Origin of the sequence: Nocardia sp. NPDC020380, assembly GCF_044386975.1 — a bacterium.
Classification (GTDB): Bacteria; Actinomycetota; Actinomycetes; order Mycobacteriales; family Mycobacteriaceae; genus Nocardia.
Map to the genome: position 1 here is coordinate 440,627 of NZ_JBIRVQ010000006.1, position 21,980 is coordinate 462,606.

Genomic DNA, 21,980 nt, shown 5'->3' on the forward strand with positions numbered 1-21,980 from the left:
TGTTCGATACCGGAACTGGTCGGTCGGCGGAGGAGGTGGGCATGGGCTGGCACAACGGACCCCCGACATGGGCGGAAATGGAACGCGTCCTGTCCGGCCGCCCCGACCGGCAGCGACCCGAAATCGACGCCGACGGCGGCGACGGCCCGGCCTGGTCTCGCAAACGCGAGAAGTATGAAGCGGGCGAACTCCGCCGCCCCGACGGACCGGTCGTCCCGTACGCCGAACTGCACACCCACTCCGCCTACAGCTTCCTCGACGGCGCGAGCCAGCCCGAAGAACTCGTCGAGGAAGCCGTCCGGCTCGGCCTCGAAGCCCTCGCCCTCACCGACCACGACGGCTTCTACGGCGTCGTGCGCTTCTCCGAAGCCGCCCGCGAATGGGGCATGCCCACCATCTTCGGCGCGGAACTCTCCCTCGGCACCGCCGCCCGCCCCGGCGCCCACCTCGCCCCCCGCGGCGCGCGGCGCGGAAAGACCGGTGAGCCAGGCGATTCCGCGCCCCGCACCGGCGCCCCCGACCCGGCGGGACCACACCTGCTGGTGCTCGCCCGCGGACAGGAGGGCTACCGGCGGCTGTCCCGGGAGATGGCGGCCGCGCACATGGCGGCGGGCGAGAAAGGCATCCTGCGCTACGACCTCGACCGGCTCACGGAAGCCGCCGGCGGCGAGTGGCACATTCTGACCGGCTGCCGGAAAGGCACTGTGCGACAAGCCCTGCAACAGGGCGATACCGCGGCCGAGACCGAATTGCGGGAACTGGTGGAACGATTCGGCCGCGGCAATGTCAGCGTGGAACTCACCCACCACGGCGTGCCCGAGGACGACGAACGCAATGCCCGGCTCATCCAGCTCGCCGACCGGATCGGCCTGCCCGTACTCGCCACCACCGGAGCGCATTTCGCCGCACCCCCGCAACGCCGCCGGGCCATGGCGCTGGCCGCCGTGCGCGCGCGTTCCAGCCTCGACGATATGGCCGGCTGGCTCGCCCCCACCGGCGGCGCGCACCTGCGTTCCGGCGCGGAGATGGCGCGCCTGTTCGCGGCCTGCCCGGAAGCGGTGTCGAATGCCGTTGCCCTGGCCCGCGAATGCGCCTTCGACCTACGGCTGATCGCCCCGAAACTACCGCCCTACGAGGTGCCGGAAGGCCACGACGAGAACAGCTGGCTGCGGGAACTCACCCTGCGCGGCGCCGCCCGGCGCTACGGCGAGCGTGCCGGGAATCCGCAGGCGTACCAGCAGCTGGAGCACGAACTGCGGGTCATCCGGGAACTGAAGTTCCCGGGCTACTTCCTGGTCGTGCACGACATCGTGAGCTTCTGCCACGACAACGACATCCTCTGCCAGGGCCGGGGTTCCGCCGCCAATTCCGCGGTCTGCTACGCCATCGGCATCACCAATGTGGATCCCGTCGCCAACAAGCTGCTGTTCGAACGCTTCCTGTCGCCGGAGCGGGACGGGCCGCCCGATATCGACGTGGACATCGAATCCGATCGCCGCGAGGAGGCCATTCAGCATGTCTACGCCAAATACGGGCGGGAGTACGCGGCGCAGGTCGCCAATGTGATCACCTATCGCGGCCGGTCCGCGGTGCGGGATGCGGCACGCGCCCTGGGCTTCTCGGTCGGGCAGCAGGACGCGTGGAGCAAACAGGTGAGCCGGTGGACCGGGGTCGCGCAGGAAGAACACACCGAGATCCCGGCGGACGTGCTGGCGCTGGCCGGCGAATTGGAGGGCCTGCCACGGCATCTCGGTATCCACTCCGGCGGCATGGTGATCTGTGATCGGCCCATCGCCGACGTGTGCCCGACCGAATGGGCGCGCATGGCCGACCGCAGTGTGCTGCAGTGGGACAAGGACGATTGCGCCGCGGCGGGATTGGTGAAATTCGACCTGCTCGGGCTCGGCATGCTGTCCGCCCTGCACTACATGATCGATCTGGTGCGTGAGCACAAGGGCACGACGGTCGAACTGCATCGGCTGGACCTCGCCGAGGAGGGCGTGTACGACATGCTGTGCCGCGCCGACTCGGTCGGCGTGTTCCAGGTGGAATCGCGGGCGCAGATGGCGACCCTGCCGCGGTTGAAACCACGCAATTTCTACGATCTGGTCGTGGAGGTGGCGCTCATCCGGCCCGGGCCCATCCAGGGCGGGTCGGTGCACCCGTACATCCGGCGCCGCAACGAGCAGGAGAAGGTCGAATACGACCATGAGGCGCTGCGGGATTCGCTCTCTCGCACGCTCGGCATCCCGCTGTTCCAGGAACAACTCATGCAGATGGCGGTGGATGTCGCGGGCTTCACCGCCGCCGAAGCTGATCAACTGCGCCGCGCCATGGGGTCCAAACGCTCACCGGAGAAGATGGAACGGCTACGCGACCGCTTCTATCAGGGCATGCGGGATCTGCACGGCATCACCGGGGAAATCGCCGACCGCATCTACGAGAAGGTGTGCGCGTTCGCGAATTTCGGGTTCCCGGAAAGCCATTCGCAGAGTTTCGCCTCGCTCGTGTTCTATTCGGCGTGGTTCAAACTGCATCATCCGGCGGCGTTCTGCGCGGGACTGCTGCGCGCCCAGCCCATGGGGTTCTACTCGCCGCAATCCCTGGTCGCCGATGCGCGCCGGCACGGGGTGGCGGTGCACGGGCCCGATATCAACCACAGCCTCGCCGAGGCGACCCTCGAAGGCGCGGGCATGCAGGTGCGGCTGGGGCTGGCCGCGGTGCGGCACATCGGCACCGAACTGGCCGAGCAGATCGTGACCGCGCGGGCGGGCGGGCCGTACACCTCGTTCCTGGATCTCACCGGGCGGGTGGAATTGACCGTGCCGCAGGCGGAAGCGCTGGCCACCGCGGGTGCGCTGGGCAGTCTCGGCGTCACCCGGCGGCAGGCGCTGTGGGCGGCCGGCGCCGCGGCGGGGGAGCGGCCGGACCGGCTGCCCGGCACCGGCGCGGCCACCGCCGCGCCCACCCTGCCGGGTATGAGCGAACTGGAGCTGGCGGCCGCCGATGTGTGGGCGACCGGCGTGTCCCCGGGTAGCTATCCCACCGAATTCCTGCGCGAGCGCCTCGACGCCCTCGGTGTGGTGCCGGCTGCGCGCCTGCTCGACATCCGCGACGGCGCAAGGGTTCTGGTCGGTGGCGCGGTCACGCACCGGCAGCGGCCCGCCACCGCCGGCGGCGTCACCTTCCTCAACCTCGAGGACGAGACCGGCATGGTGAACGTCGTCTGCTCGGTCGGCCTCTGGGCCCGCTACCGCCGCCTCGCCCAATCCGCCCCGGCCCTCCTCGTCCGCGGCCGCATCCAGAATGCCGAGGGCGCAGTCACAATCGTCGCCGAACACCTCCAGCGCATGGACCTCCGCATCACCGCCCGCTCCCGCGACTTCCGCTGACCCGCCCGCCGCGAAGAAGCGGCCCAACCGAAATGGTGTGGCTCCCCGCAAATGCGGGGAGCCACAGCACGCCCGGTGGAGATTGTTGCCGCTGCCGCCCACGCTGCGGCGGCAGGTCTGAAGACGGTGGCGGCGGGTCCGGGAGACAGCGGCGGCGCCCTGCTTTCGCGGGGCGCCGCCGTGAATTGTGTTGCGGGGGCTAGAAGCTGCCGTCTCCGCCGCCACCGGAGTAATCGCCTCCGCCGCCACCGAAATCGCCACCGCCACCGAAGTCGGAACCGCCGCCGAAGTCGGAACCGCCGCTGCCGAAGTCGGTGTCGCCACCGCCGCCGCCCCACTGCTGCTGGCCCTGGTCGCCGCCCCACTGCTGGTTCGGGTCGTAGCCGTAGTTGGTGTCGTCGCGGCGCTCTTCGCGTTCGCCTTCCATGCGGCCGAGTTCGTAGCCGAGCAGGCCGCCGCCGACCGCGCCACCCACTGCGCCGAGACCGGCTGCGGCGCCGGGGCTCATGCCGGGGCGCGGAGCGTAGCCGCCCGGACCGTAGTTGGGGTCGTAGCCGGGTGCTCCGTAGCCGGGTCCGCCGGGACCGCCGTATCCGGGGCCGTAGCCGCCGGGACCACCGAAACCACCCGGGCCGCGAGGACCGCGGCGACGGCGGATCAGCGAGACCACGAGGGCCACGATGCCGACGATCACGATGATCGGGCAGAGCAGGCCCAGCCAGCCGAAGCCGCCGTGGCTCTTCTTGGGTGCGGCCGCGGGCGCGGGGGCGCCGGCGCGGCTGGGCGCGGGCTGGTCCGCGGCGGTCTTCAAGGCGTTCAGGGAGGCGACGGTCGCGCCCGTGTAATCGTTGTTGCCGAAGGAGTTCTTGAAGGCCGTCAGGGCCGGGTTCGCGTCACGGATGTGCGAATCGGTGCCGGTCCGGACGGAGAAGAAGTGCGACTTGGTGTTGATGGCCAGCACCACGTCGGTCGTGCTCTTCACGTGGCTCTGGGCCTCCGCGTCGAACTTGGCCCGATTGTCGGAGAACTTCTCGGTGGTGAAGATCTGCACCGGATCCGGCAGCTGGTTCGCCGCATCGGTGACCTTGGTCTGGTCGAGTACGTGCGAGTCGTCCTTGATGGTGACCGGACCGGCCGCAGCCGTCCCCGTCGCCAGCAGGATCACCCCCAGCACGGCCGCTAGCAGTAGTAGAAAACGCTTGGCCATCTCCGTCTTTCCTTCCAGGTCAGCCTGCTCGCCCGAGCGTACGGGAAAACTACACCGCGCCTGGGAAACCCAGTTGCCGCCAGGCTTCGTAGACGGCTACGGCGGCGGCGTTGGAGAGGTTCATGGAGCGGCGGCCCGGGAGCATGGGGATGCGGAGTTGGGCGGTGACGCGGGGATCGTCCAGGACTTCGGCGGGGAGGCCGGTGGGTTCGGGGCCGAAGAGCAGGACATCGCCCTTGCGGAAGGCGATCTCGGTGTTGTGCGTGGTCGCGGCGGCGGCGAAGGCGAAGACCCGCTCGGGCTGGATGGCCTCCCAGGCGGCCGCGAGCGAGCTGTGCACGGTGACCACCGCCAGATCGTGATAGTCGAGCCCGGCCCGGCGTAGCTTCGGCTCGGATAGGTCGAAGCCGAGGGGCTCGATCAGGTGTAGCTCACAACCGGTACCGGCGGCCAGTCGAATGGCATTGCCGGTGTTGGGCGGGATACGAGGTTCGAAGAACACCAGATGGAACACGCGCTACAGCATCCCAGAACGTAAGCTCGGGGCCGTGACTGGAGCCCATACCGCGCCCGAGAGCCGCAGTAGTCGTTTCTGGGCCTCCGTGCGCGAGAACCTGCCCATGCTGCTGGTCGCCGCGGTGCTGGTGGTGGCCGTGGTGCTGTTGTCCGCGGACCGGTGGCGGCGCGGGACCTACGTGTTCGGCGGTGCGGCACTGGTGGCCGCGGCCCTGCGCCTGGTGCTGCCGGCCGACCGGGTGGGTCTGCTGGCGGTGCGGAGCAAGCCTTTCGACGTGGGCTGGCTGACCGTGACGGGTGTGGCGATCATCGTGCTGGCGGCCACCATCAGTCCGCTCGGCGTCACCTAGAGCCTGCCGGGATTCGGGGCTGCGGCCGGAACCGCAGCCGCAATTCGGCGGGTGATCGGGGCTGGTCAGACCGAGGTGAGGCGGCGGCAGAGCTCGCGGCGGAGCACCTCTTGGTCGGGAAGTCGGTTCAGTACACGGAGTACGGCCGGGCGTAATTCGCGTTGTTCCTCGTCGTTGAGCAGGTCGACGAGAGTGCGAAGATCCAGGTCATCGAAGGCTGCCATGCATGACACGATAATCGGTCGCGGCGGATCGCAGAAGGATCTCTACGGGACGGTTACGGCGGATTCATGCGCGCGAAACCGGCAGTCCTTCAGGACAATTCGAACGAAACAGACTCGACACGTGACGTTAGCGCGCACCCTCTATGGGGGAGCGTGCGCGCATATTCGAAGAAAACCCTAATTATTCGCGCGGCACATGTCAGTGACCCGGCTCACTCGCGCGCGGAACGCGCCGCCCGGGCCAGATCCATGGCCTCGGTCATGAGCTTGCCGACCGCCTCGGTCTCGGTGAGGAAACCGTCGTGCCCATCGCGCGAGCGCACGATCTCCAGGCCCTTACAGCCCGGCAGCAACTCGGCCAGCTCCTGCTGCGTGCGCAGCGGGTACAGCCGATCCGAATCCACGCCGCCGATCACGCACGGCACCGGCGTCGCGCCCAGCGCCGCCTCGATACCGCCCCGGCCGCGGCCCACGTCGTGCCGGTTCATGGCCTCGGTGAGCAGCACGTAGGTGGCCGGATCGAACCGTGCCACCAGCTTGTCGGCCTGATACTCCAGATACGACTGCACCGCGTAACGGCCACCCGCCCAAGGGTTCTCGTCCCCCTGCGCGTGATTCTCGAAACGATGATCCAGCTCGAACTCGGTGCGGTAGGTCAGATGCGCGATGCGCCGCGCGATGCCCATGCCGGCGACCGGGATGCGGCCGCTGCCATGGTAGTTGCCGCCCTGCCAGTCCGGATCCGCCTGGATGGCGGCGATCTGGGTGGTCTGGGTGCCGATCTGATCCGCGGTGGCGCGCGCGCCGACCGCGAGAACCAGTGCGGCGCCGACCCTTTCGGGGTTGCCGACCATCCATTCCAGCACCCGCATACCGCCCATGGACCCGCCGACCACCGCGGCCAGCCGGTCGATGCCGAGCAGGTCGAACAGCTTCACCTCGGCGGCCACCTGGTCGCGGATGGAGATCTCGGGAAACCGTGCGCCCCAGGGCTTTCCGTCCGCGGCCAGCGACGCCGGCCCGGTGGAACCCTTGCAACCGCCGAGCACATTGGTGGCGATGACACACCATTCGCGGGTGTCCACCGGCGCTTCCCGCCCGACGATGCCGTCCCACCAGCCCGGTGAGACGTGATGTACATCGGCAGGGCCCACCACATGCGAGTCACCGGTCAGCGCATGCTCCACGAGCACCACGTTGTCGGCGTTCGCGGAGAGTTCGCCCCACCGTTGCACGGCCAGCATCGCGTCGGGGATGACATCGCCGTTCTCCAGCCGGACATCCCCGATCGCAATGCTGCCGAGCGTCCCATCGGGCGGCGGAAGCAGGACTTCCGCCGCATGCCGGGAGGTGCTCGAGGTGGTGTTCACGGTCAACTTGCCGCCGCCGTCAGCCCGGCCCGCAGGTCCGCCAGGATGTCGTCGATGCCCTCGATACCGACGGCCAGACGCACCAGACCAGGCGTGACACCGGAAGCGAGCTGCTCCTCGGGGGTCAGCTGGGAATGCGTGGTGGAGGCCGGGTGGATCACGAGCGAGCGCACATCCCCGATGTTAGCGACGTGGCTGTGCAGGGTCAGGGCGTCCACGAACTTCTTGCCCGCATCGATGCCGCCGGCCAGCTCGAACGACACGATGGCGCCGACACCCTTGGGGGCCAGTTGTTTGCCGCGCTCGAACCAGGGGGAGTCCGGGAGTCCCGCGTAATACACCGTGGTCACGCCCGGCTGCCCGGTCAGGAATTCGGCGACCGCCTGCGCGTTGGCGACGTGCCGCTCGACCCGCAGGCTCAGCGTCTCGATGCCCTGCGCGATGAGGAAGGCATTGAACGGCGCCACGGCCGAACCCAGATCGCGCAGCAACTGCACGCGCGCCTTGAGCGCGTAGGCCGGTGCGCCCAGATCCGCGAACACCACGCCGTGGTAGCTCGGATCCGGGGTGGTGAAGCCGGGGTACTTCGATTCGCCCGCAGCGTCTTTCACGGTCCAGTCGAAGGTGCCGCCGTCCACGATCACGCCCGCGACGGCCGAGCCGTGGCCGCCCAGGTACTTGGTGGCCGAGTGCACGACGATGTCCGCGCCGTGCCGCAGCGGGTTCAGCAGGTAGGGGGTCGCGACCGTGTTGTCCACGATCAGCGGCACGCCCGCGGCGTGCGCGACGGCCGAGATGCCCGGCAGATCGAAGATCGAGCTGCTCGGGTTGGCGACCGTCTCACCGTAGAAGGCCTTGGTGTTCGGGCGGACCGCTGCCTTCCACTGCTCCAGATCGTCGGGATCCTCGACGAAGGAGACCTCGATGCCCAGCTTGGGCAGCGAATAGTGGAAGAGGTTGTAGGTGCCGCCGTACAGGTGCGGGCTGGAGACGATGTGATCGCCCGCCCCCGCGAGGTTCAGGATGGCGAAGGTCTCCGCGGCCTGGCCGGAGGACAGCAGCAGCGCCGCCACACCGCCTTCCAGGGCCGCGATGCGCTGTTCCACCACATCCTGGGTGGGGTTCATGATGCGGGTGTAGATATTGCCAGGCTCGGCGAGCCCGAACAGCGCCGCGGCATGGTCGGTGTCGCGGAAGGCGTACGAGGTGGTCTGGTAGATCGGCAGCGCGCGGGCGCCGGTCGCTGCGTCGGGGGCCTGGCCGACGTGGATCTGCTTGGTCTCGAAGGACCACTGGGCCGGGTCGATCGCCTCGGGCGAAGGGGTCGCGGGCGCGGTCGAGTCACTCATGTTCAACTCCGGGAGAACAAGGTCGCCGAATGGCGGAAGTCTGACGTTATCGGAAGACGGATCGGCTTCGACAACAACACATTTCGGGAACCTCCTACAGTGCGCTTGCGCTCGGCCCTCGAGCGCCCGGTCCTCACCCGGAGCACCCCACCGCAGCTGGAGGGTTGCCGATCAGCGAGCCGGGGCTTCGCGCTGATGCTCTTGACCTGATGCGAGATTCTAGCGGGCGGTCGCTCCGGTTTCCGCAGTGGGGCTTGCCACATTCGATTTGCAGCAGCAACGCCGGAATTCGTTGTATGCGGCGCGAACATTGTCGGCCAGCATGCGCGCGGTCGAGGCGGTGGTGCAGTCCGGGAACTCGGACTCGGCGTCGAATTCGCACTCCATGCCGACCCGCACGATGCCGTGCCAGGTGGCGGCGATGATGCGGACCGTCAGGTGGTCCTGGGGCAGGTGCAGGCGTTCGGCGAGCACCTCGGTCATGGCGCGGGTCTTGGTGTCGGCCGATTCCATACTGAGGGCGCGGACCGCGGTGCTGTCGCGGCTGATGCGCTGCATTTGCTGGAACCAGCGGAAGGGCACCGGCTCGTCGGCCTCGATGACGCGGTCCACGATGACGAGGAAGGCGGCGAACAACGCCTCCATTTCGTCGCCGCTGTCGGGCTGGGCGCGCAGCTCGTCGGCAAGTGCCTGTCCCCAGCCTTCGATGGGGGCGATGACGATCGCCTCCTTGCTGTCGAAGTACCGGTTCACGGTGCGGGGGGAGACATCGGCGGCGTCGGCGATCTGCTCGACCGTGGTGGCGTCGAAACCCTGCTCGTCACAGAGCTGTAGCGCGACGTCGATGATCCGTGTCCGGGTCTGCTGCTTCTTGCGTTCGCGCAACCCGGAGCTGCGGCGATGCAGCAAGCCGGCACTTGACAAATTGGCGGACATGGTTCCCATGGTATCGCCACCGGGGCGGATCGCGTCGCCGTATGACAACTGTCGCAGTCAGACATTTTTCGCTTGACGTCAATTGTCGGTGGGGGTCAGTATGGTTTGCAGCGTCCCGGACCGTCCCCCCGAGGAGATGACATGACAGCCTCGCAAGAAGCCTTAGACATAGACGAAAGATCAACCGGCGCAAAGGATTCCCGCCGCTGGTTCGCGCTCGGCGTGATCGCCATGGCGCAGCTCATGGTGGTGCTGGACGCCACGATCGTCACCATCGCCATGCCCTTCGCGCAGAAGGACCTGCACATCAGCGACGGCGACAAGCAGTGGATGCTGACCGCCTACACGCTGATCTTCGGCGGTCTGCTGCTGCTCGGCGGCCGGCTGGCCGACTACCTGGGCCGGCGCCGCATCCTGATGATCGGCCTGGTCGGCTTCGCCGGGGCGTCGGCGCTGGCCGGGCTCGCGCAGAGCTCGACCGAACTCTTCGCGGGCCGTGCGCTGCAGGGCGCCTTCGGTGCGCTGCTGGCCCCCGCGGCCTTGTCGCTGGTGTCGGTGACCTTCACCGAAGCCAAGGAACGCGCCCGCGCCTTCGGTGTGTTCGCCGGTGTGTCGGCGGGTGGCGCGGCCATCGGCCTGATCGCGGGCGGCGCGCTCACCGAATTCGCGAACTGGCGCTGGTCGCTGCTGGTGAACACGCCCATCGCGCTGCTGGCGCTGATCGGCGCCTTCGCCTTCGTGATCAAGGATGTGCCGGCGCCGCGGACCGGCGGGTACGACCTGCCGGGTGCGGTCACGGTGACGCTGGGCCTGATCGCCATCGTGTACGGCTTCAGCCGGGCGGCTTCCGACGGCTGGACCGCTTCCACCACGCTGGGACTGCTCATCGCGGGTGTGGCATTGCTGGTGGCGTTCGTGGCCATCGAGCGACGCTCCGCGAATCCGCTGCTGCCGCTGCGCATTCCGGGGGAGATCAACCGCGGCGGGTCGTATCTGGTGGCGTTGCTGGTGCCGATCGCCATGTTCGCCATGTTCCTGAACCTGAGCTTCTACCTGCAGATCACGCAGCACTACTCGGCGTTGAAGGCCGGTGTGTCGTTCCTGCCGTTCCCGGCGGGGATCGCGATCTCGGCGGGTGTCGCCTCGGCGCTGCTGCCGAAGATCGGGCCGCGGCCGCTGATGCTGGCCGGTTCGATCCTGGGCGCGGCGGGCCTGCTGTGGCTGTCCCGGCTGGAGTTCGGTGACAGCTATGCCAGCAGTCTGCTGCCGGCGATGCTGCTGATCGCGCTGGGCATGGGTGGCCTGTTCGTCTCCATGCAGACCACGGCCCTGCATCAGGTCGAGGCCGAGGATTCGGGGGTGGCCAGTGCGCTGCTGAACGCGGCGCAGCAGGTCGGCGGTTCCATCGGCACGGCGCTGCTGACCACCATCTCGGTGCAGGTGGCCGACCGGTACGCCCGCAACAACCCGGCCGTCGATCACCTGATGGAACGGGCCGCCATCCACTCCTACGACATCGCGTTCCTCATCGGCGCAGGCTTCTTCCTGCTCTGCATCCCGATCGTGGCCTTCATGATCAGGGACAAGCCGCAGAACCTCCTCGAGGGGTCCGAGGTCGTCCACGTGGGAGTCTGACCGCTTGCGGAAACGAGCCCGTCCGAAACAGCTACTTGCTGCTTCGGACGGGTTTCCGCATGCTGGAGGGTGCTCAGGGTCACAGAAAACGCTACTGATCGGTAATCGGCGTGAATCCCGCACAGCGGGGGCCGCCCGCGCGGTGAGATCGATAGCAGCAGTACGCTTGTCTTGCTTGACGCCACAGCGTGCGTGGACCTGGCACCACAGGCCCCGTGCCGAGCGCCATGCGTATACGTTGTCTGTTGAACAGCTGGGGTCCGCTACAAGCGGTGCTCACCGGCCGTGCAATGGGAGCACCACCTTCCTAGGAGGACACGAAGATCCATGTCCAAGATCAAGGTTGAAGGGACCGTCGTCGAACTCGATGGCGACGAGATGACCCGGATCATCTGGCAGTTCATCAAGGACAAGCTGATCAACCCGTATCTCGATGTGAACCTCGAGTATTACGACCTCGGCATCGAGTACCGCGACAAGACCGATGATCAGGTCACGATCGATGCGGCGAACGCGATCAAGAAGCACGGTGTGGGCGTCAAGTGCGCCACCATCACCCCCGATGAGGCCCGAGTCGAGGAATTCGACCTCAAGAAGATGTGGCGGTCGCCGAACGGCACCATCCGCAACATTCTGGGTGGCACCATCTTCCGCGCGCCGATCATCATCTCGAACGTGCCGCGTCTGGTTCCGGGTTGGACCAAGCCGATCATCATCGGCCGTCACGCCTTCGGCGACCAGTACCGCGCCACCGATTTCAAGGTGCATCAGGCGGGTACCGTCACCCTGACCTTCACGCCGGAGGACGGCTCCGAGCCGATCCAGCACGAGGTCGTCCGCATGCCGGAAGACGGCGGCGTGATCATGGGTATGTACAACTTCCAGGACTCGATCCGGGACTTCGCGCGGGCCTCGCTGAACTACGGCCTGCAGCAGAACTACCCGGTGTACCTGTCGACCAAGAACACCATCCTGAAGGCCTACGACGGTATGTTCAAGGACACCTTCCAGGAGGTGTACGAGAACGAGTTCAAGGGCCAGTTCGACGCGGCGGGTCTCACCTACGAGCACCGGCTGATCGACGATATGGTCGCCTCCGCGCTCAAGTGGGAGGGCGGCTACGTCTGGGCGTGCAAGAACTACGACGGTGACGTGCAGTCGGACACGGTCGCGCAGGGCTTCGGCTCGCTGGGCCTGATGACCTCCGTGCTGCTGACCCCGGACGGCCGGACCTGCGAGGCCGAGGCCGCGCACGGCACGGTGACCCGGCACTACCGCCAGTACCAGCAGGGCAAGCCCACTTCCACGAACCCGATCGCCTCGATCTTCGCGTGGACCCGTGGCATCGCGCACCGCGGCAAGCTGGACAACACCCCCGAGGTCATCGGTTTCGCGCAGACCCTCGAGGATGTGGTCATCAAGACCGTCGAGAGCGGTCAGATGACGAAGGACCTGGCGCTGCTCGTCGGCGGCGATCAGGGCTACCTGACGACCGAGGAGTTCCTCGGCGTGCTCGACGCCAACCTGGCGCGCGAACTGCGCTGAGTCCCGACCGAACGGGACGTGCCCGGGCTGTTGGCACGTACCGTGACGCCGGATCAGCGCACGACGCGAATGCGGCGATGATGGCGGCCGGGACCGATCGTCCCGGCCGAGACCATCCGCCGCCACCTTTCCGGGCACCTGCCCCCACTGTCCTCAGTGGTGAGCGGGTGCCCGAATTGCGTTTCCGGGGTGCGGTGAGTGAGATCACCGGCGCGGCCGCAGGATGGAAGTTCTTGCAGGACAAGGCCTTCGGATTTCCGGGCGGCCCGCCCCGGCGCGGGGTGAGTGAGATCACCGCCGCAAAGGGTTTCGGGAGCATTCGCTGCGGTGTTGCGATTGACCGTGGCCGAATCCGTATCCCAGCCCGTCGTGGCCGAGTCCCCATCCGCCGCCACCCTGCCCGCCCCCGTTCCGTCGTCCGCCGTCGCCGAGCCGCGGACGACCTGGCACGTGCCGGCCATGCTGGCGCTGGCGCTGGGCGGGTTCGGTATCGGCACCACGGAATTCGTGACCATGGGGTTGTTGCCGAACATCGCGTCGGCCATGAAGGTGTCGGAACCCACGGCGGGGCATGCGGTTTCCGCGTACGCGCTGGGTGTGGTCGTGGGTGCGCCGGTGATCTCGGCGCTGTGCGCGCGGATGCCGCGCAAGCGGCTGCTGCTCGTGCTGATGGCGGCGTTCGCGCTGGGCAATGCCGCGAGTGTGGTGGCGCCGACCTTCGCGACCTTGACGCTCGCGCGGTTCGTGTCGGGCCTGCCGCACGGCGCGTATTTCGGGGTTGCCTCGCTGGCGGCGGCGTCGCTGGCGCCGGTGGGTCAGCGGGCGAAAGCGGTTGCCGCGGTTATGCTGGGTCTGAGCGCCGCCAATGTCGTCGGCGTTCCCGCAGCCACCTGGCTGGGCCAGAATCTCGGCTGGCGGGACGCTTTCATCGTGGTGGCGGTCATCGGATTCGCGACGGTGGCGGCCATATATCGATTCGTGCCGGAATTGCACGGCATCAAACTCACCGATCCCCGTACGGAATTGAGTGCGTTGCGCCGGCCGCAAGTCGTGCTCACGCTGCTGGTCGGTGCGGTCGGATTCGGTGGCATGTTCGCCGTTTATACCTATATAACTACGACACTCACCGATGTGGCGGGTTTGCCGGTCGGCCTGGTGCCGATCGTGCTGATGTTGTTCGGCCTGGGAATGGTCGCGGGCAATATTGCCGGTGGTGTGCTCGCGGATCGTGGGGTGGATCGCGCGATTTTCGTTTCCATGCTGTCGATGGTGGTGATTCTCGCCTGTTTCGTTGCGGCCGCGCACAATCCGTACACCGCGGCGCTGGGCGCTTTCCTGGTGGGCGCATCGGGTGCGTCGCTGGCCCCGGCCCTGCAGACGCGGTTGATGGATGTGGCGCACGATGCGCAGACGCTGGCGGCGGCGCTCAATCACGCGGCCTTGAATATCGCGAATGCGGGCGGCGCTTTCCTGGGTGGCCTGGTGATTGCCCGGGGTATGGGATTCACTGCCCCCGCCGCGGTCGGGGCGGGTCTCGCGGTGATCGGCACGGTACTGTTCACGCTGACCGTGTTCTTCTCTCGCACGAGGAATGGCACGTAGGAACGGCGGTAAAGTACCTCTTGTGTACGAAAGGATTCCGTCATGCGTGCTGTTCGTTTCGGCGTTCTCGCCGCCGGCCTGCTGATCGGTCTCGCGGTTCCCGCTGTCGCCTCGGCCGGTCCCGGTGACAACAACGGCCCGATCTCCTGTAGTGACATGAACGGCTGTGCGGCGCAGTGCCGGCAGCAGATCGGCAGCCCCTCGGTCCGGCTGGAGAACTGCGTGAGCAATGCCGACGGCTGGTATTGCACGGCGTGCGAGGACAACTCGGAGCAGTAGCAGATTACATACACTACTGTATGTAAGTGTACTATGCGGGAATGACCCGGACCGCTACCCCGAAGCAGCCTCGGCGCACCCAGGAGCAACGCAGCAGTGAAATGCGCGTGCGGCTGCTGGACGCGACCATCGAGTGCCTGGTCGAGTACGGGTACGCGGGTACCACCACGCCGCGGGTCGCGGAGCTCGCGGGGGTGACCCGCGGTGCGCAGGTGCATCACTTCGGATCGAAGACGGATCTCGTGGTCGCGGCGGTGAGTCATCTGGCGCAACGCCGCACCGAGGCTGCCATGAAGGAGATCTCGCGCATGCGGGCGGGCGACGACCCGCTCGGCACGGCGCTCGAAGGCCTGTGGGAGCTGCACCAGGGGCCGTTGTTCATCGCGGCCATCGAATTGTGGGTGGCGGCTCGCACCGATCCGGCACTCGCGGTCGAGGTGGAGAAGGTCGAGCCGTACGTGAACAATGCGGTGCTGCTGGCGGTGGCACAGCTGGTGCCGAACGAGATGCACCGCAAGAACGTTCGCGATTTCGCCTATACCGCCATGGATACCCTGCGGGGGATCCTGGTGACCAACTTCGTCTCGCCCGATCCGGATCGCGGGCATCGCCGCTGGTTGCGGGCCTCCGCGCAGCTGCGCCTGGCGGCCGCGGCGGTCATGCCCGATCTGGATGCCGACGGCCTGTAGCCCGACCTCCGAACGCCCGTTGCGAACTGTTCGCAACGGGCGCTCACTCGTATTCCGGCGGGTTTTCGACCGGCACCGCGGTATGTCCGCGCGCACGATTCCCACCTGTTGATCTTGTGCATTCCGGCCAGACTTCACCGCACCCCCTTGCTCATTTACATACGGCTTTGTATGTTTGTTTCGTTCCCCTATGTGAGGAGTTCGATGACGAACAAGGTCTACGTCGTCGGCGTCGGCATGACGAAGTTCGAGAAGCCGGGGCGGCGCAAGAACGAGGACGGCAGTGCCTGGGACTACCCGGACATGGCCCGGGAGTCGGGGACCAAAGCCCTCGCGGATGCCGGAATCGATTACCGGGAAGTCGAGCAGGCGTACGTCGGCTACGTCTACGGCGAATCCACCTCCGGCCAGCGCGCGGTGTACGAGCTGGGCACGACCGGCATCCCGGTCCTGAACGTCAACAACAACTGCTCCACCGGATCCACCGCGCTCTACCTTGCGGCACAGGCGATCCGGGGCGGGCTGGCGGACTGCACCCTCGCCCTCGGGTTCGAGAAGATGCAGCCGGGCTCGCTGGGTTCCACCTGGGACGACCGCGAGCAGCCCATGGCCCGGCACATCATGGCGCTCGCCGAGATCTCCGAGGTGCTGTTCCCGGTGGCGCCGTGGATGTTCGGCGCGGCCGGCCGTGAGCACATGAAGAAGTACGGCACCACCGCCGAGCATTTCGCCAAGATCGGCTACAAGAACCACAAGCACTCGGTGAACAATCCGTACTCGCAGTTCCAGGACGAGTACTCGCTCGAGGACATCCTGGCCTCGCGGATGATCTACGACCCGCTCACCAAGCTGCAGTGCTCGCCCACCTCCGACGGTTCGGGCGCGGTCATCCTGGCCTCCGCGGACTTCGTGGACCGCCACGATCTGTCGCGGCAGGCGGTGGAGATCGTCGGGCAGGCCATGACCACCGATTACGGTTCCACCTTCGACGGGTCGGCCAAGAACCTCATCGGCTACGACATGAATGTGCAAGCCGCGCGCAAGGTTTACGACCAGGCCGGGCTCGGGCCCGAGGACTTCCAGGTCATCGAACTGCACGACTGCTTCTCCGCCAACGAGCTGCTGACCTACGAGGCGCTCGGGCTCTGCGCCGAGGGCGAGGCCGCGAAGCTCATCGACGAGAACCAGACCACCTACGGCGGCAAGTGGGTCGTGAACCCGTCCGGCGGGCTCATCTCCAAGGGACATCCCTTGGGTGCAACAGGTTTGGCGCAGTGCAGTGAGCTCACCTGGCAGCTGCGCGGCACCGCCGACAAGCGGCAGGTCGGCAATGTCACCGCTGCCCTGCAGCACAACATCGGACTCGGCGGCGCGGCCGTCATCACCGCCTACCAGCGCGCCGAGCGCTGAGCCACCTCAACTTCCGTAATTGCCCGCAATCCTGGCTGGGCCGGGATTGCGGGAGGTAAAGGAGCAATTCTCATGGGACACATCGAAGCCAGCAAAGATCTCAACGCGACCCCTGAGGGGCTGTGGGTTGTCGTCTCCGACCCGCAGACTTGGGACAAGTGGTTCTCCATTCACGAGCGCTGGATGGAGGAGCCGCCGGCCGTGCTGGCTCCGGGCGCCAAGCTGACCGCGAAGATCATGATGCTGGGCATGGCGAACAAGATCGAGTGGGTGGTCGAGTCCGTCGAAACGCCGAACAAGCTGGTGCTCAGCGGAACCGGCATGGCGGGTGTGAAGGTGCGGTTCTCCTTCGAGATCACTCCCGAGGGCAATGGCTCCAAGTTCTCCGTCTCCGGTGATTTCGAGGGCGCGCTGATCAAGGGCGCGCTGGGCAAGGCGGTCGAGAAGGATGGCCTCACTCAGCTGGACAAGACTCTCGCCGCGCTCGACGCTCTCGCCACGGCGGCAAGCCGGTGAGTGGACAAGGCGATATGGCTTCGACGGCAGTCGAATTCGACAAGTCCGGTCTGGATACCTGGTCGGACGAGGAGTCGTTCGAGGTCCTGCGGGAGCGGATCGCCGAATATGCCGCCGCCACCAACGATCCCATCGCAGCGCACCTGAAAGGTGAGGTGGCGCCGCCGGTGTTCGCCATCGTCCCGGTCTTCGAGGCCATGATGATGCCGGTCATCGACGTGGCGCCGATGGACATCTTCGGCCGGGTGGTGCACGGGGAGCAGGACTTCCACTTCCACCGGCCGATCCGGCCCGGCGACAAGCTGGTGGCGCGCGCCAAGGCCATCGGGTTCGAGGGCAAGGACAACGGGTCCACCATCACCATCCTCATCGAAACCCGCGCCGAGGACGGGGAACTGGTCAACGAGCAGTACCTGACCGCGTTCTTCCGGAATGTGAATGCCGGCCCACAGGTCGGCGAGAACGCCCCGGCGCACCGGTTCGATGCCGCGCTGGCCGAGCAGCCGCCGCTGGCCACCGCCACCGCCCACGTGGACGCCGACCAGACCTACCGGTACTCCCCGGCCTCGGGTGATCCGGTGCCGCTGCACCTGGATGACCAGGTCGCGAAGGATGCCGGGCTGCCCGGGATCATCGCGCACGGCCTGTGCACCATGGCCATGTCCTCCTGGGGTGTCCTGCAGCAGGTCGCGGGTTCGGATGTGAGCAAGCTGCGCCGCTATGCCGTGCGCTTCTCCAAGATGGTCTTCCCGAATGACGATCTGGAGACGCAGATCTGGAAGGTCGGCTCCGAGAACGGGATCACGACCTATGCCTTCCGCACTGTCCGTGGTGACGACGTCGTCCTCGGTGACGGCCTCGCCGAGATCGCCGATTAACTTCAGCTAGGAGACATTTCATGGGTGCACTCGACGGTCGGGTTGCCATCATCACCGGTGCCGGGCGTGGCATCGGCCGGGAACATGCGCTGCTGTTCGCCCGCGAAGGAGCGGCGGTCGTGGTGAACGACCTCGGCGGCAGCAATGCCGGTGAGGGCGCGGACACCGGTCCGGCGCAGGAGGTCGTGAACGAGATCATCGCCGCAGGGGGGCGGGCGATCGCGAACACCGACAGCGTGGCGGACTGGGAGGGCGCGAAGAGCCTGGTGGCGCAGGCGGTTTCGGAGTTCGGGCGGCTCGATGTCGTGGTCAACAATGCGGGCATCCTGCGGGACGCGTTCATCGCGGGCATCGACGAACAGCAGTGGGACGCGGTCATCGCCGTGCACCTCAAGGGGCACGCGGCAGTGCTGCATCACGCGTCGGCGTACTGGAAGGACCAGTCCAAGGCGGGCAACCAGCCGGTCGCCGCGGTGATCAATACGGCGTCGGCGTCGGGCACCACGGTGCCGAACGCGGGGCAGGCGAACTACGGCGCCGCCAAGGCCGCCATCGCCGCGCTCACCCTGGTGGCGGCGGATGAGCTGGCCCGCTACGGGGTGCGCGTGAACGCCATCGCGCCCATCGCGCGGACCCGGCTCACGCTGGCCACGCCGGGCATGGGCGAGATGATGGCGGCGCAGCAGGCGGGGCTGGAAGAGGGCGAGTTCGATGCCTTCAGCCCGGCGAACATCTCCCCGCTGGTGGCGTATCTGGCCACCGAGAAGTGCCCGATCACCGGCAAGGTGTTCGCGGTGCAGGGCGGGGCCATCTCGGAGCTGGCCGGCTGGCACGACGTCAAGACCATCGAGACCGAAGGGCCGTGGCTGATCGACGATATCGGCGCGCGCCTGCCCTGAACCCCGCATCCCCTGGGAGAACAACGATGTTCGAATGGTCCGAGACCGATGAGCTGATCCGCGGCGCGGTCCGCGGTTTCATCGACAAGGAGATCCGCCCGCACCTGGACGAGCTGGACAGCGGCGAACTGCTGCCGTACCCGATCATCCGGAAACTGTTCAGCGAGTTCGGGATCGACGCCCTCGGCGAGGAGTCGATCACCAAACTGCTGGCGCGGCAACGCAAGCGGGAGGAAGCGCTCGCGGCGGGGGAGCCGCTGCCGGAGAAGAAGGAACGCTCCGGCGACGGGGACGGCGGCCCGTTCTCCGGTCAGGAATCGCTGATGGCGGTGCTGGTCAGCGAACTGTCCGGGGTGTGCATGGGCCTGGTCACCGCCATGGGCGTGAGCATCGGTCTCGGGGCCACCACCATTCTGTCGCGCGGCACGCTGGCGCAGAAGGAACGCTGGCTGCCCGATATCGTGACCATGAAAAAGGTTGCGGCATGGGCGATCACGGAACCTGACTCGGGTTCCGACGCGTTCGGCGGCATGAAGACCTATGTGCGCCGCGACGGTGAGGACTACATCCTCAACGGGCAGAAGACCTTCATCACCAACGGTCCCTACGCCGACACCATCGTCGTCTACGCCAAGCTCGACGAGGGCGCCGAGGTGGCCAAGCGGGATCGCAAGGTGCTGACCTTCGTGCTGGACAAGGGCATGGAGGGCTTCACCCAGGGCAAGCCGTTCAAGAAGATGGGCCTGCACGCCTCACCCACCGGTGAACTGTTCTTCGACAATGTCCGGCTGTCCAAGGACCGGCTGCTCGGCGAGACCGAGGAGCACAAGGGCGGCGACGGACGGGAAAGCGCCCGTTCGAGTTTCACCGCCGAACGCATCGGCGTGGCGTTCATGGCGCTGGGCATCGTCAACGAATGTCACCGGCTTTGCGTGGATTACGCCAAGCAGCGCAAGCTGTGGGGTCAGGAGATCGGCCGCTTCCAGCTCATCCAGCTCAAGCTGGCCAAGATGGAGGTCGCCCGCATCAACGTCCGGAACATGGTGTTCATGGCCCTGGACCGCTCCCGCGCCGGCAAGCCGCCGACGCTCGCCGAGGCCTCCGCCATGAAGCTCTACTGCTCGGAGACCGCCACCGATGTCGCCATGGACGCCGTCCAATTGTTCGGCGGCAACGGCTACATGTCCGAGTACCACGTCGAGCAACTGGCTCGTGACGCCAAGTCCCTCATGATCTACGCGGGCTCCAACGAGATTCAGATAACCCACGTGGCCAAGGGCCTGCTCGGCCAGTGAACGAGTGCGCATAATGCTGCCCGCAGCAGGTTCATTCGGCTCGCCGGATGGTCGACCCTTGGGAGGAATGGAATGACCGAAGCAGCAGTGATTTCCGGCAAGGTCGTGGTGATCACGGGCGGGGCGCGGGGCATCGGGCTCGCTACCGCGCGGGGGTTGCGCGATCTGGGGGCTCGGGTGGCCATCGGGGATGTGGACGAGCCGACGGTGAAGGAGTCCGGGGCGGGGCTCGGGCTGGATGTGTACGGGAAGCTGGATGTCACGGATCCGGAGTCGTTCTCGGCCTTTCTGGATGAGGTGGAGCGGCAGCTCGGGCCGATCGATGTGCTGATCAACAATGCCGGGATCATGCCGGCCGGCGCGTTCGTGGACGAACCGGATCGGGTGACGCGGCGGATCCTCGATATCAATGTGTACGGGGTGCTGCTGGGGAGCAAGCTCGCGGCGCAGCGCATGGTGCCGCGCGGGCGTGGGCACGTGGTGAACATCGCCTCGCTGGCGGCGGAGACGCCGACGCCGGGGCTGGCCACCTATTGCGCCAGCAAGGCGGCGGTGCTGTCGCTGACCGAAGCGCTGCGGGTGGAGCATCGGGATACCGGGGTGGAGTTCTCGGCGGTGCTGCCCACCTTCACCAATACCGAATTGGTGGCGGGAACCAAGGGCGTCAAGGGTTTCCGGAACGCGGAGCCGGCGGAGATCGCCGCTGCCGTGGCGGGCTTGCTGGAGAAGCCGCGGGCGCGGGTATCGGTCACCCGGACGGCCGGGGCGCTCATCGCACTGCAGAAGGTGCTGCCGCGTGTGGTGACCGAATTCCTGGGCCGCCGGTTCGGGCAGGAGCACCTGTTCCTCGATGATGTCGATCAGGCGGCGCGGCAGGCCTACGAGCGGCGGGCGCGCGGCGAAAATGACTGAGCGCGAACCCGTTCCGGGAAACGGGTTCGCGCTGCTATCGGCTGCCGATCAGGGCTTGCGGGCGAGGGCGGCGGCGATGAGTTGTTCCCACACCGTCAATTCGTGTGTGGCGGAACCGATCCGGGGGATGTCCTCGTCCTCGTCGTCGTCCTGCTGTGCGGCGGGCCGCCACTGCGAGCAGGGCACCAGGCCGGGGTCCTGGATCTCCAGGTCGCCGAAGAGGGCGAGGATCTCCTCGTCGGTGCGCCAGCGGCCGCGGCCGAAGGTGGTCTGCAGTTTCGCCTCGGCGGCCTGGGTTTCCTCGGTGCTGCCGGACAGGAAGTGCGAGATGTAGACCGGGCTGCCGGACGGGATCTGCTCGGTCCAGAAGCGCACGATCTCGGACGGCTTCTCGTCCTCGTTGAGGTGGTGCAGGATGGCGCTGAAGATGATGGCCACCGGCTGCTCGAAGTCGATGAGCCGCTGCACATCCGGATGCTGCCGGATGGCCTCGGCCTCGCGCATATCGGCGTGGATGACGGTGGTGCGGTCATCGGTTTCCAGCAGCGCGCGCCCGTGCGCCAGCACGATCGGGTCATTGTCCACGTACACGACGTGCGCATTCGCATTGTGCCGCTGCGCGACCTGATGCACATTGTCGGCGGTGGGCAGGCCACTGCCCATATCGATGAACTGGTACACCCCGTCCGCCGCCATCTCGCCGACGGCGCGTACCAGGCAGTTCCGGTTGGCGTACGCGATGTCGACCGAGCCGGGCAGGTCCTTGATGAAGAAATCCCCGATCTCACGATCGGCGGCATAGTTGTCCTTGCCGCCGAGGAGATAGTCGTAGACGCGTGCGATGCTCGGCTTCGTCTGATCAACCTGCGGTTGGTCGGTCATTACTGCTTCACCCCTGTCCGAGTGACTCCGTTGTGCCAGTAATCCTATGGAAGCGGGCAGGTTCCGGCGCGCGGTTCCCGGTAACCCGTGATCA

At 67.1% G+C, this 21,980-nt stretch carries 20 protein-coding genes and 1 riboswitch; of the genes, 13 read left to right on the plus strand and 7 right to left on the minus strand.

Translation table 11 applies throughout. The annotated features are described in order from the left end of the window. Nucleotides 1-41 precede the first annotated feature (41 nt). Nucleotides 42-3,392 (plus strand): error-prone DNA polymerase, encoded by a 3,351-nt coding sequence (locus ACH438_RS18685; RefSeq protein WP_397006737.1) that lies wholly within the window; start codon nucleotides 42-44, stop codon nucleotides 3,390-3,392. A gap of 199 nt (nucleotides 3,393-3,591) precedes the next feature. Here ACH438_RS18685 and ACH438_RS18690 read toward each other — a convergent pair whose 3' ends face one another. Beyond that, nucleotides 3,592-4,599: a hypothetical protein gene (locus tag ACH438_RS18690; RefSeq protein WP_397006739.1), complete on the minus strand. Its 1,008-nt coding sequence runs from the start codon at nucleotides 4,597-4,599 to the stop codon at nucleotides 3,592-3,594. 49 nt (nucleotides 4,600-4,648) lie between these two features. Then, the gene (locus tag ACH438_RS18695; RefSeq protein ID WP_397006741.1) at nucleotides 4,649-5,113 is read right to left on the minus strand and encodes a tRNA (cytidine(34)-2'-O)-methyltransferase; all 465 of its coding nucleotides are present in this window, start codon (nucleotides 5,111-5,113) and stop codon (nucleotides 4,649-4,651) included. Nucleotides 5,114-5,219: 106 nt separating this feature from the next. Between ACH438_RS18695 and ACH438_RS18700 the strand changes: the two genes are divergently transcribed. Next, a complete protein-coding gene (locus ACH438_RS18700; RefSeq protein WP_397007131.1) occupies nucleotides 5,220-5,465 on the plus strand; it encodes a DUF3017 domain-containing protein in 246 nt (81 codons plus the stop codon). A 65-nt stretch (nucleotides 5,466-5,530) separates the two neighbouring features. Here ACH438_RS18700 and ACH438_RS18705 read toward each other — a convergent pair whose 3' ends face one another. The 4 genes from ACH438_RS18705 to ACH438_RS18720 all read right to left on the minus strand — a co-directional run bounded on the left by ACH438_RS18705 (nucleotide 5,531) and on the right by ACH438_RS18720 (nucleotide 9,344). After that, nucleotides 5,531-5,689 (minus strand): hypothetical protein, encoded by a 159-nt coding sequence (locus ACH438_RS18705; protein WP_397006743.1) that lies wholly within the window; start codon nucleotides 5,687-5,689, stop codon nucleotides 5,531-5,533. Between the two features lie 212 nt (nucleotides 5,690-5,901). After that, on the minus strand, nucleotides 5,902-7,065 hold the full coding sequence (locus tag ACH438_RS18710) for a homoserine O-acetyltransferase (RefSeq protein ID WP_397006745.1): 1,164 nt from the start codon (nucleotides 7,063-7,065) through the stop codon (nucleotides 5,902-5,904). Then, nucleotides 7,062-8,408 carry a bifunctional o-acetylhomoserine/o-acetylserine sulfhydrylase gene (locus ACH438_RS18715; RefSeq protein WP_397006747.1) on the minus strand — a complete coding sequence of 449 codons (1,347 nt, stop codon included), beginning with the start codon at nucleotides 8,406-8,408 and terminating at the stop codon, nucleotides 7,062-7,064. The genes ACH438_RS18710 and ACH438_RS18715 overlap by 4 nt, the downstream gene beginning before the upstream one ends. A gap of 96 nt (nucleotides 8,409-8,504) precedes the next feature. Then, nucleotides 8,505-8,615, minus strand: a riboswitch (SAM riboswitch). A gap of 12 nt (nucleotides 8,616-8,627) precedes the next feature. Beyond that, on the minus strand, nucleotides 8,628-9,344 hold the full coding sequence (locus tag ACH438_RS18720; protein ID WP_397006749.1) for a TetR/AcrR family transcriptional regulator: 717 nt from the start codon (nucleotides 9,342-9,344) through the stop codon (nucleotides 8,628-8,630). Between the two features lie 141 nt (nucleotides 9,345-9,485). Here ACH438_RS18720 and ACH438_RS18725 point away from each other — a divergent pair, with 141 nt between their 5' ends. The 11 genes from ACH438_RS18725 (at nucleotide 9,486) to ACH438_RS18775 (ending at nucleotide 21,004) form a co-directional block, all read left to right on the plus strand. Continuing rightward, nucleotides 9,486-10,979, plus strand: coding sequence for an MFS transporter (locus ACH438_RS18725; protein WP_397006751.1), 1,494 nt, complete (start codon nucleotides 9,486-9,488; stop codon nucleotides 10,977-10,979). Nucleotides 10,980-11,306: 327 nt separating this feature from the next. After that, on the plus strand, nucleotides 11,307-12,524 hold the full coding sequence (locus ACH438_RS18730) for an NADP-dependent isocitrate dehydrogenase (protein WP_397006753.1): 1,218 nt from the start codon (nucleotides 11,307-11,309) through the stop codon (nucleotides 12,522-12,524). A 396-nt stretch (nucleotides 12,525-12,920) separates the two neighbouring features. Further along, nucleotides 12,921-14,126 (plus strand): MFS transporter, encoded by a 1,206-nt coding sequence (locus ACH438_RS18735; protein WP_397007133.1) that lies wholly within the window; start codon nucleotides 12,921-12,923, stop codon nucleotides 14,124-14,126. A 42-nt stretch (nucleotides 14,127-14,168) separates the two neighbouring features. Next, nucleotides 14,169-14,405 (plus strand): hypothetical protein, encoded by a 237-nt coding sequence (locus ACH438_RS18740; protein ID WP_397006755.1) that lies wholly within the window; start codon nucleotides 14,169-14,171, stop codon nucleotides 14,403-14,405. A 41-nt stretch (nucleotides 14,406-14,446) separates the two neighbouring features. Next, entirely contained in the window at nucleotides 14,447-15,094 is a 648-nt protein-coding gene (locus tag ACH438_RS18745) for a TetR/AcrR family transcriptional regulator (RefSeq protein ID WP_397006757.1), read from the plus strand. Nucleotides 15,095-15,298: 204 nt separating this feature from the next. Continuing rightward, entirely contained in the window at nucleotides 15,299-16,504 is a 1,206-nt protein-coding gene (locus ACH438_RS18750) for a lipid-transfer protein (protein WP_397006759.1), read from the plus strand. 72 nt (nucleotides 16,505-16,576) lie between these two features. Next, complete coding sequence (locus ACH438_RS18755) at nucleotides 16,577-17,020, plus strand: SRPBCC family protein (RefSeq protein WP_397006761.1); 444 nt, start codon at nucleotides 16,577-16,579, stop codon at nucleotides 17,018-17,020. A gap of 14 nt (nucleotides 17,021-17,034) precedes the next feature. Beyond that, nucleotides 17,035-17,898: a MaoC/PaaZ C-terminal domain-containing protein gene (locus ACH438_RS18760; protein ID WP_397006763.1), complete on the plus strand. Its 864-nt coding sequence runs from the start codon at nucleotides 17,035-17,037 to the stop codon at nucleotides 17,896-17,898. A 20-nt stretch (nucleotides 17,899-17,918) separates the two neighbouring features. Continuing rightward, nucleotides 17,919-18,797, plus strand: a complete 879-nt coding sequence (locus tag ACH438_RS18765) for an SDR family oxidoreductase (RefSeq protein ID WP_397006765.1) — start codon at nucleotides 17,919-17,921, stop codon at nucleotides 18,795-18,797. 26 nt (nucleotides 18,798-18,823) lie between these two features. Continuing rightward, entirely contained in the window at nucleotides 18,824-20,092 is a 1,269-nt protein-coding gene (locus tag ACH438_RS18770) for an acyl-CoA dehydrogenase family protein (RefSeq protein WP_397006767.1), read from the plus strand. A 72-nt stretch (nucleotides 20,093-20,164) separates the two neighbouring features. Further along, nucleotides 20,165-21,004, plus strand: coding sequence for an SDR family oxidoreductase (locus ACH438_RS18775; protein ID WP_397006769.1), 840 nt, complete (start codon nucleotides 20,165-20,167; stop codon nucleotides 21,002-21,004). A gap of 48 nt (nucleotides 21,005-21,052) precedes the next feature. Here ACH438_RS18775 and ACH438_RS18780 read toward each other — a convergent pair whose 3' ends face one another. Next, nucleotides 21,053-21,886, minus strand: a complete 834-nt coding sequence (locus ACH438_RS18780; RefSeq protein ID WP_397006771.1) for an SAM-dependent methyltransferase — start codon at nucleotides 21,884-21,886, stop codon at nucleotides 21,053-21,055. Nucleotides 21,887-21,980: the final 94 nt, after the last annotated feature.

Coding starts and splice junctions, on each gene's coding strand:
- ACH438_RS18720 (WP_397006749.1), bottom strand. CDS start 9,344: ATGTCCGCCAATTTGTCAAGTGCCGGCTTGCTGCATCGCCGCAGCTCC.
- ACH438_RS18690 (WP_397006739.1), bottom strand. CDS start 4,599: ATGGCCAAGCGTTTTCTACTACTGCTAGCGGCCGTGCTGGGGGTGATC.
- ACH438_RS18705 (WP_397006743.1), bottom strand. CDS start 5,689: ATGGCAGCCTTCGATGACCTGGATCTTCGCACTCTCGTCGACCTGCTC.
- ACH438_RS18775 (WP_397006769.1), top strand. CDS start 20,165: ATGACCGAAGCAGCAGTGATTTCCGGCAAGGTCGTGGTGATCACGGGC.
- ACH438_RS18740 (WP_397006755.1), top strand. CDS start 14,169: ATGCGTGCTGTTCGTTTCGGCGTTCTCGCCGCCGGCCTGCTGATCGGT.
- ACH438_RS18700 (WP_397007131.1), top strand. CDS start 5,220: ATGCTGCTGGTCGCCGCGGTGCTGGTGGTGGCCGTGGTGCTGTTGTCC.
- ACH438_RS18760 (WP_397006763.1), top strand. CDS start 17,035: ATGGCTTCGACGGCAGTCGAATTCGACAAGTCCGGTCTGGATACCTGG.
- ACH438_RS18745 (WP_397006757.1), top strand. CDS start 14,447: ATGACCCGGACCGCTACCCCGAAGCAGCCTCGGCGCACCCAGGAGCAA.
- ACH438_RS18685 (WP_397006737.1), top strand. CDS start 42: ATGGGCTGGCACAACGGACCCCCGACATGGGCGGAAATGGAACGCGTC.
- ACH438_RS18755 (WP_397006761.1), top strand. CDS start 16,577: ATGGGACACATCGAAGCCAGCAAAGATCTCAACGCGACCCCTGAGGGG.
- ACH438_RS18765 (WP_397006765.1), top strand. CDS start 17,919: ATGGGTGCACTCGACGGTCGGGTTGCCATCATCACCGGTGCCGGGCGT.
- ACH438_RS18715 (WP_397006747.1), bottom strand. CDS start 8,408: ATGAGTGACTCGACCGCGCCCGCGACCCCTTCGCCCGAGGCGATCGAC.
- ACH438_RS18725 (WP_397006751.1), top strand. CDS start 9,486: ATGACAGCCTCGCAAGAAGCCTTAGACATAGACGAAAGATCAACCGGC.
- ACH438_RS18730 (WP_397006753.1), top strand. CDS start 11,307: ATGTCCAAGATCAAGGTTGAAGGGACCGTCGTCGAACTCGATGGCGAC.
- ACH438_RS18750 (WP_397006759.1), top strand. CDS start 15,299: ATGACGAACAAGGTCTACGTCGTCGGCGTCGGCATGACGAAGTTCGAG.
- ACH438_RS18770 (WP_397006767.1), top strand. CDS start 18,824: ATGTTCGAATGGTCCGAGACCGATGAGCTGATCCGCGGCGCGGTCCGC.
- ACH438_RS18780 (WP_397006771.1), bottom strand. CDS start 21,886: ATGACCGACCAACCGCAGGTTGATCAGACGAAGCCGAGCATCGCACGC.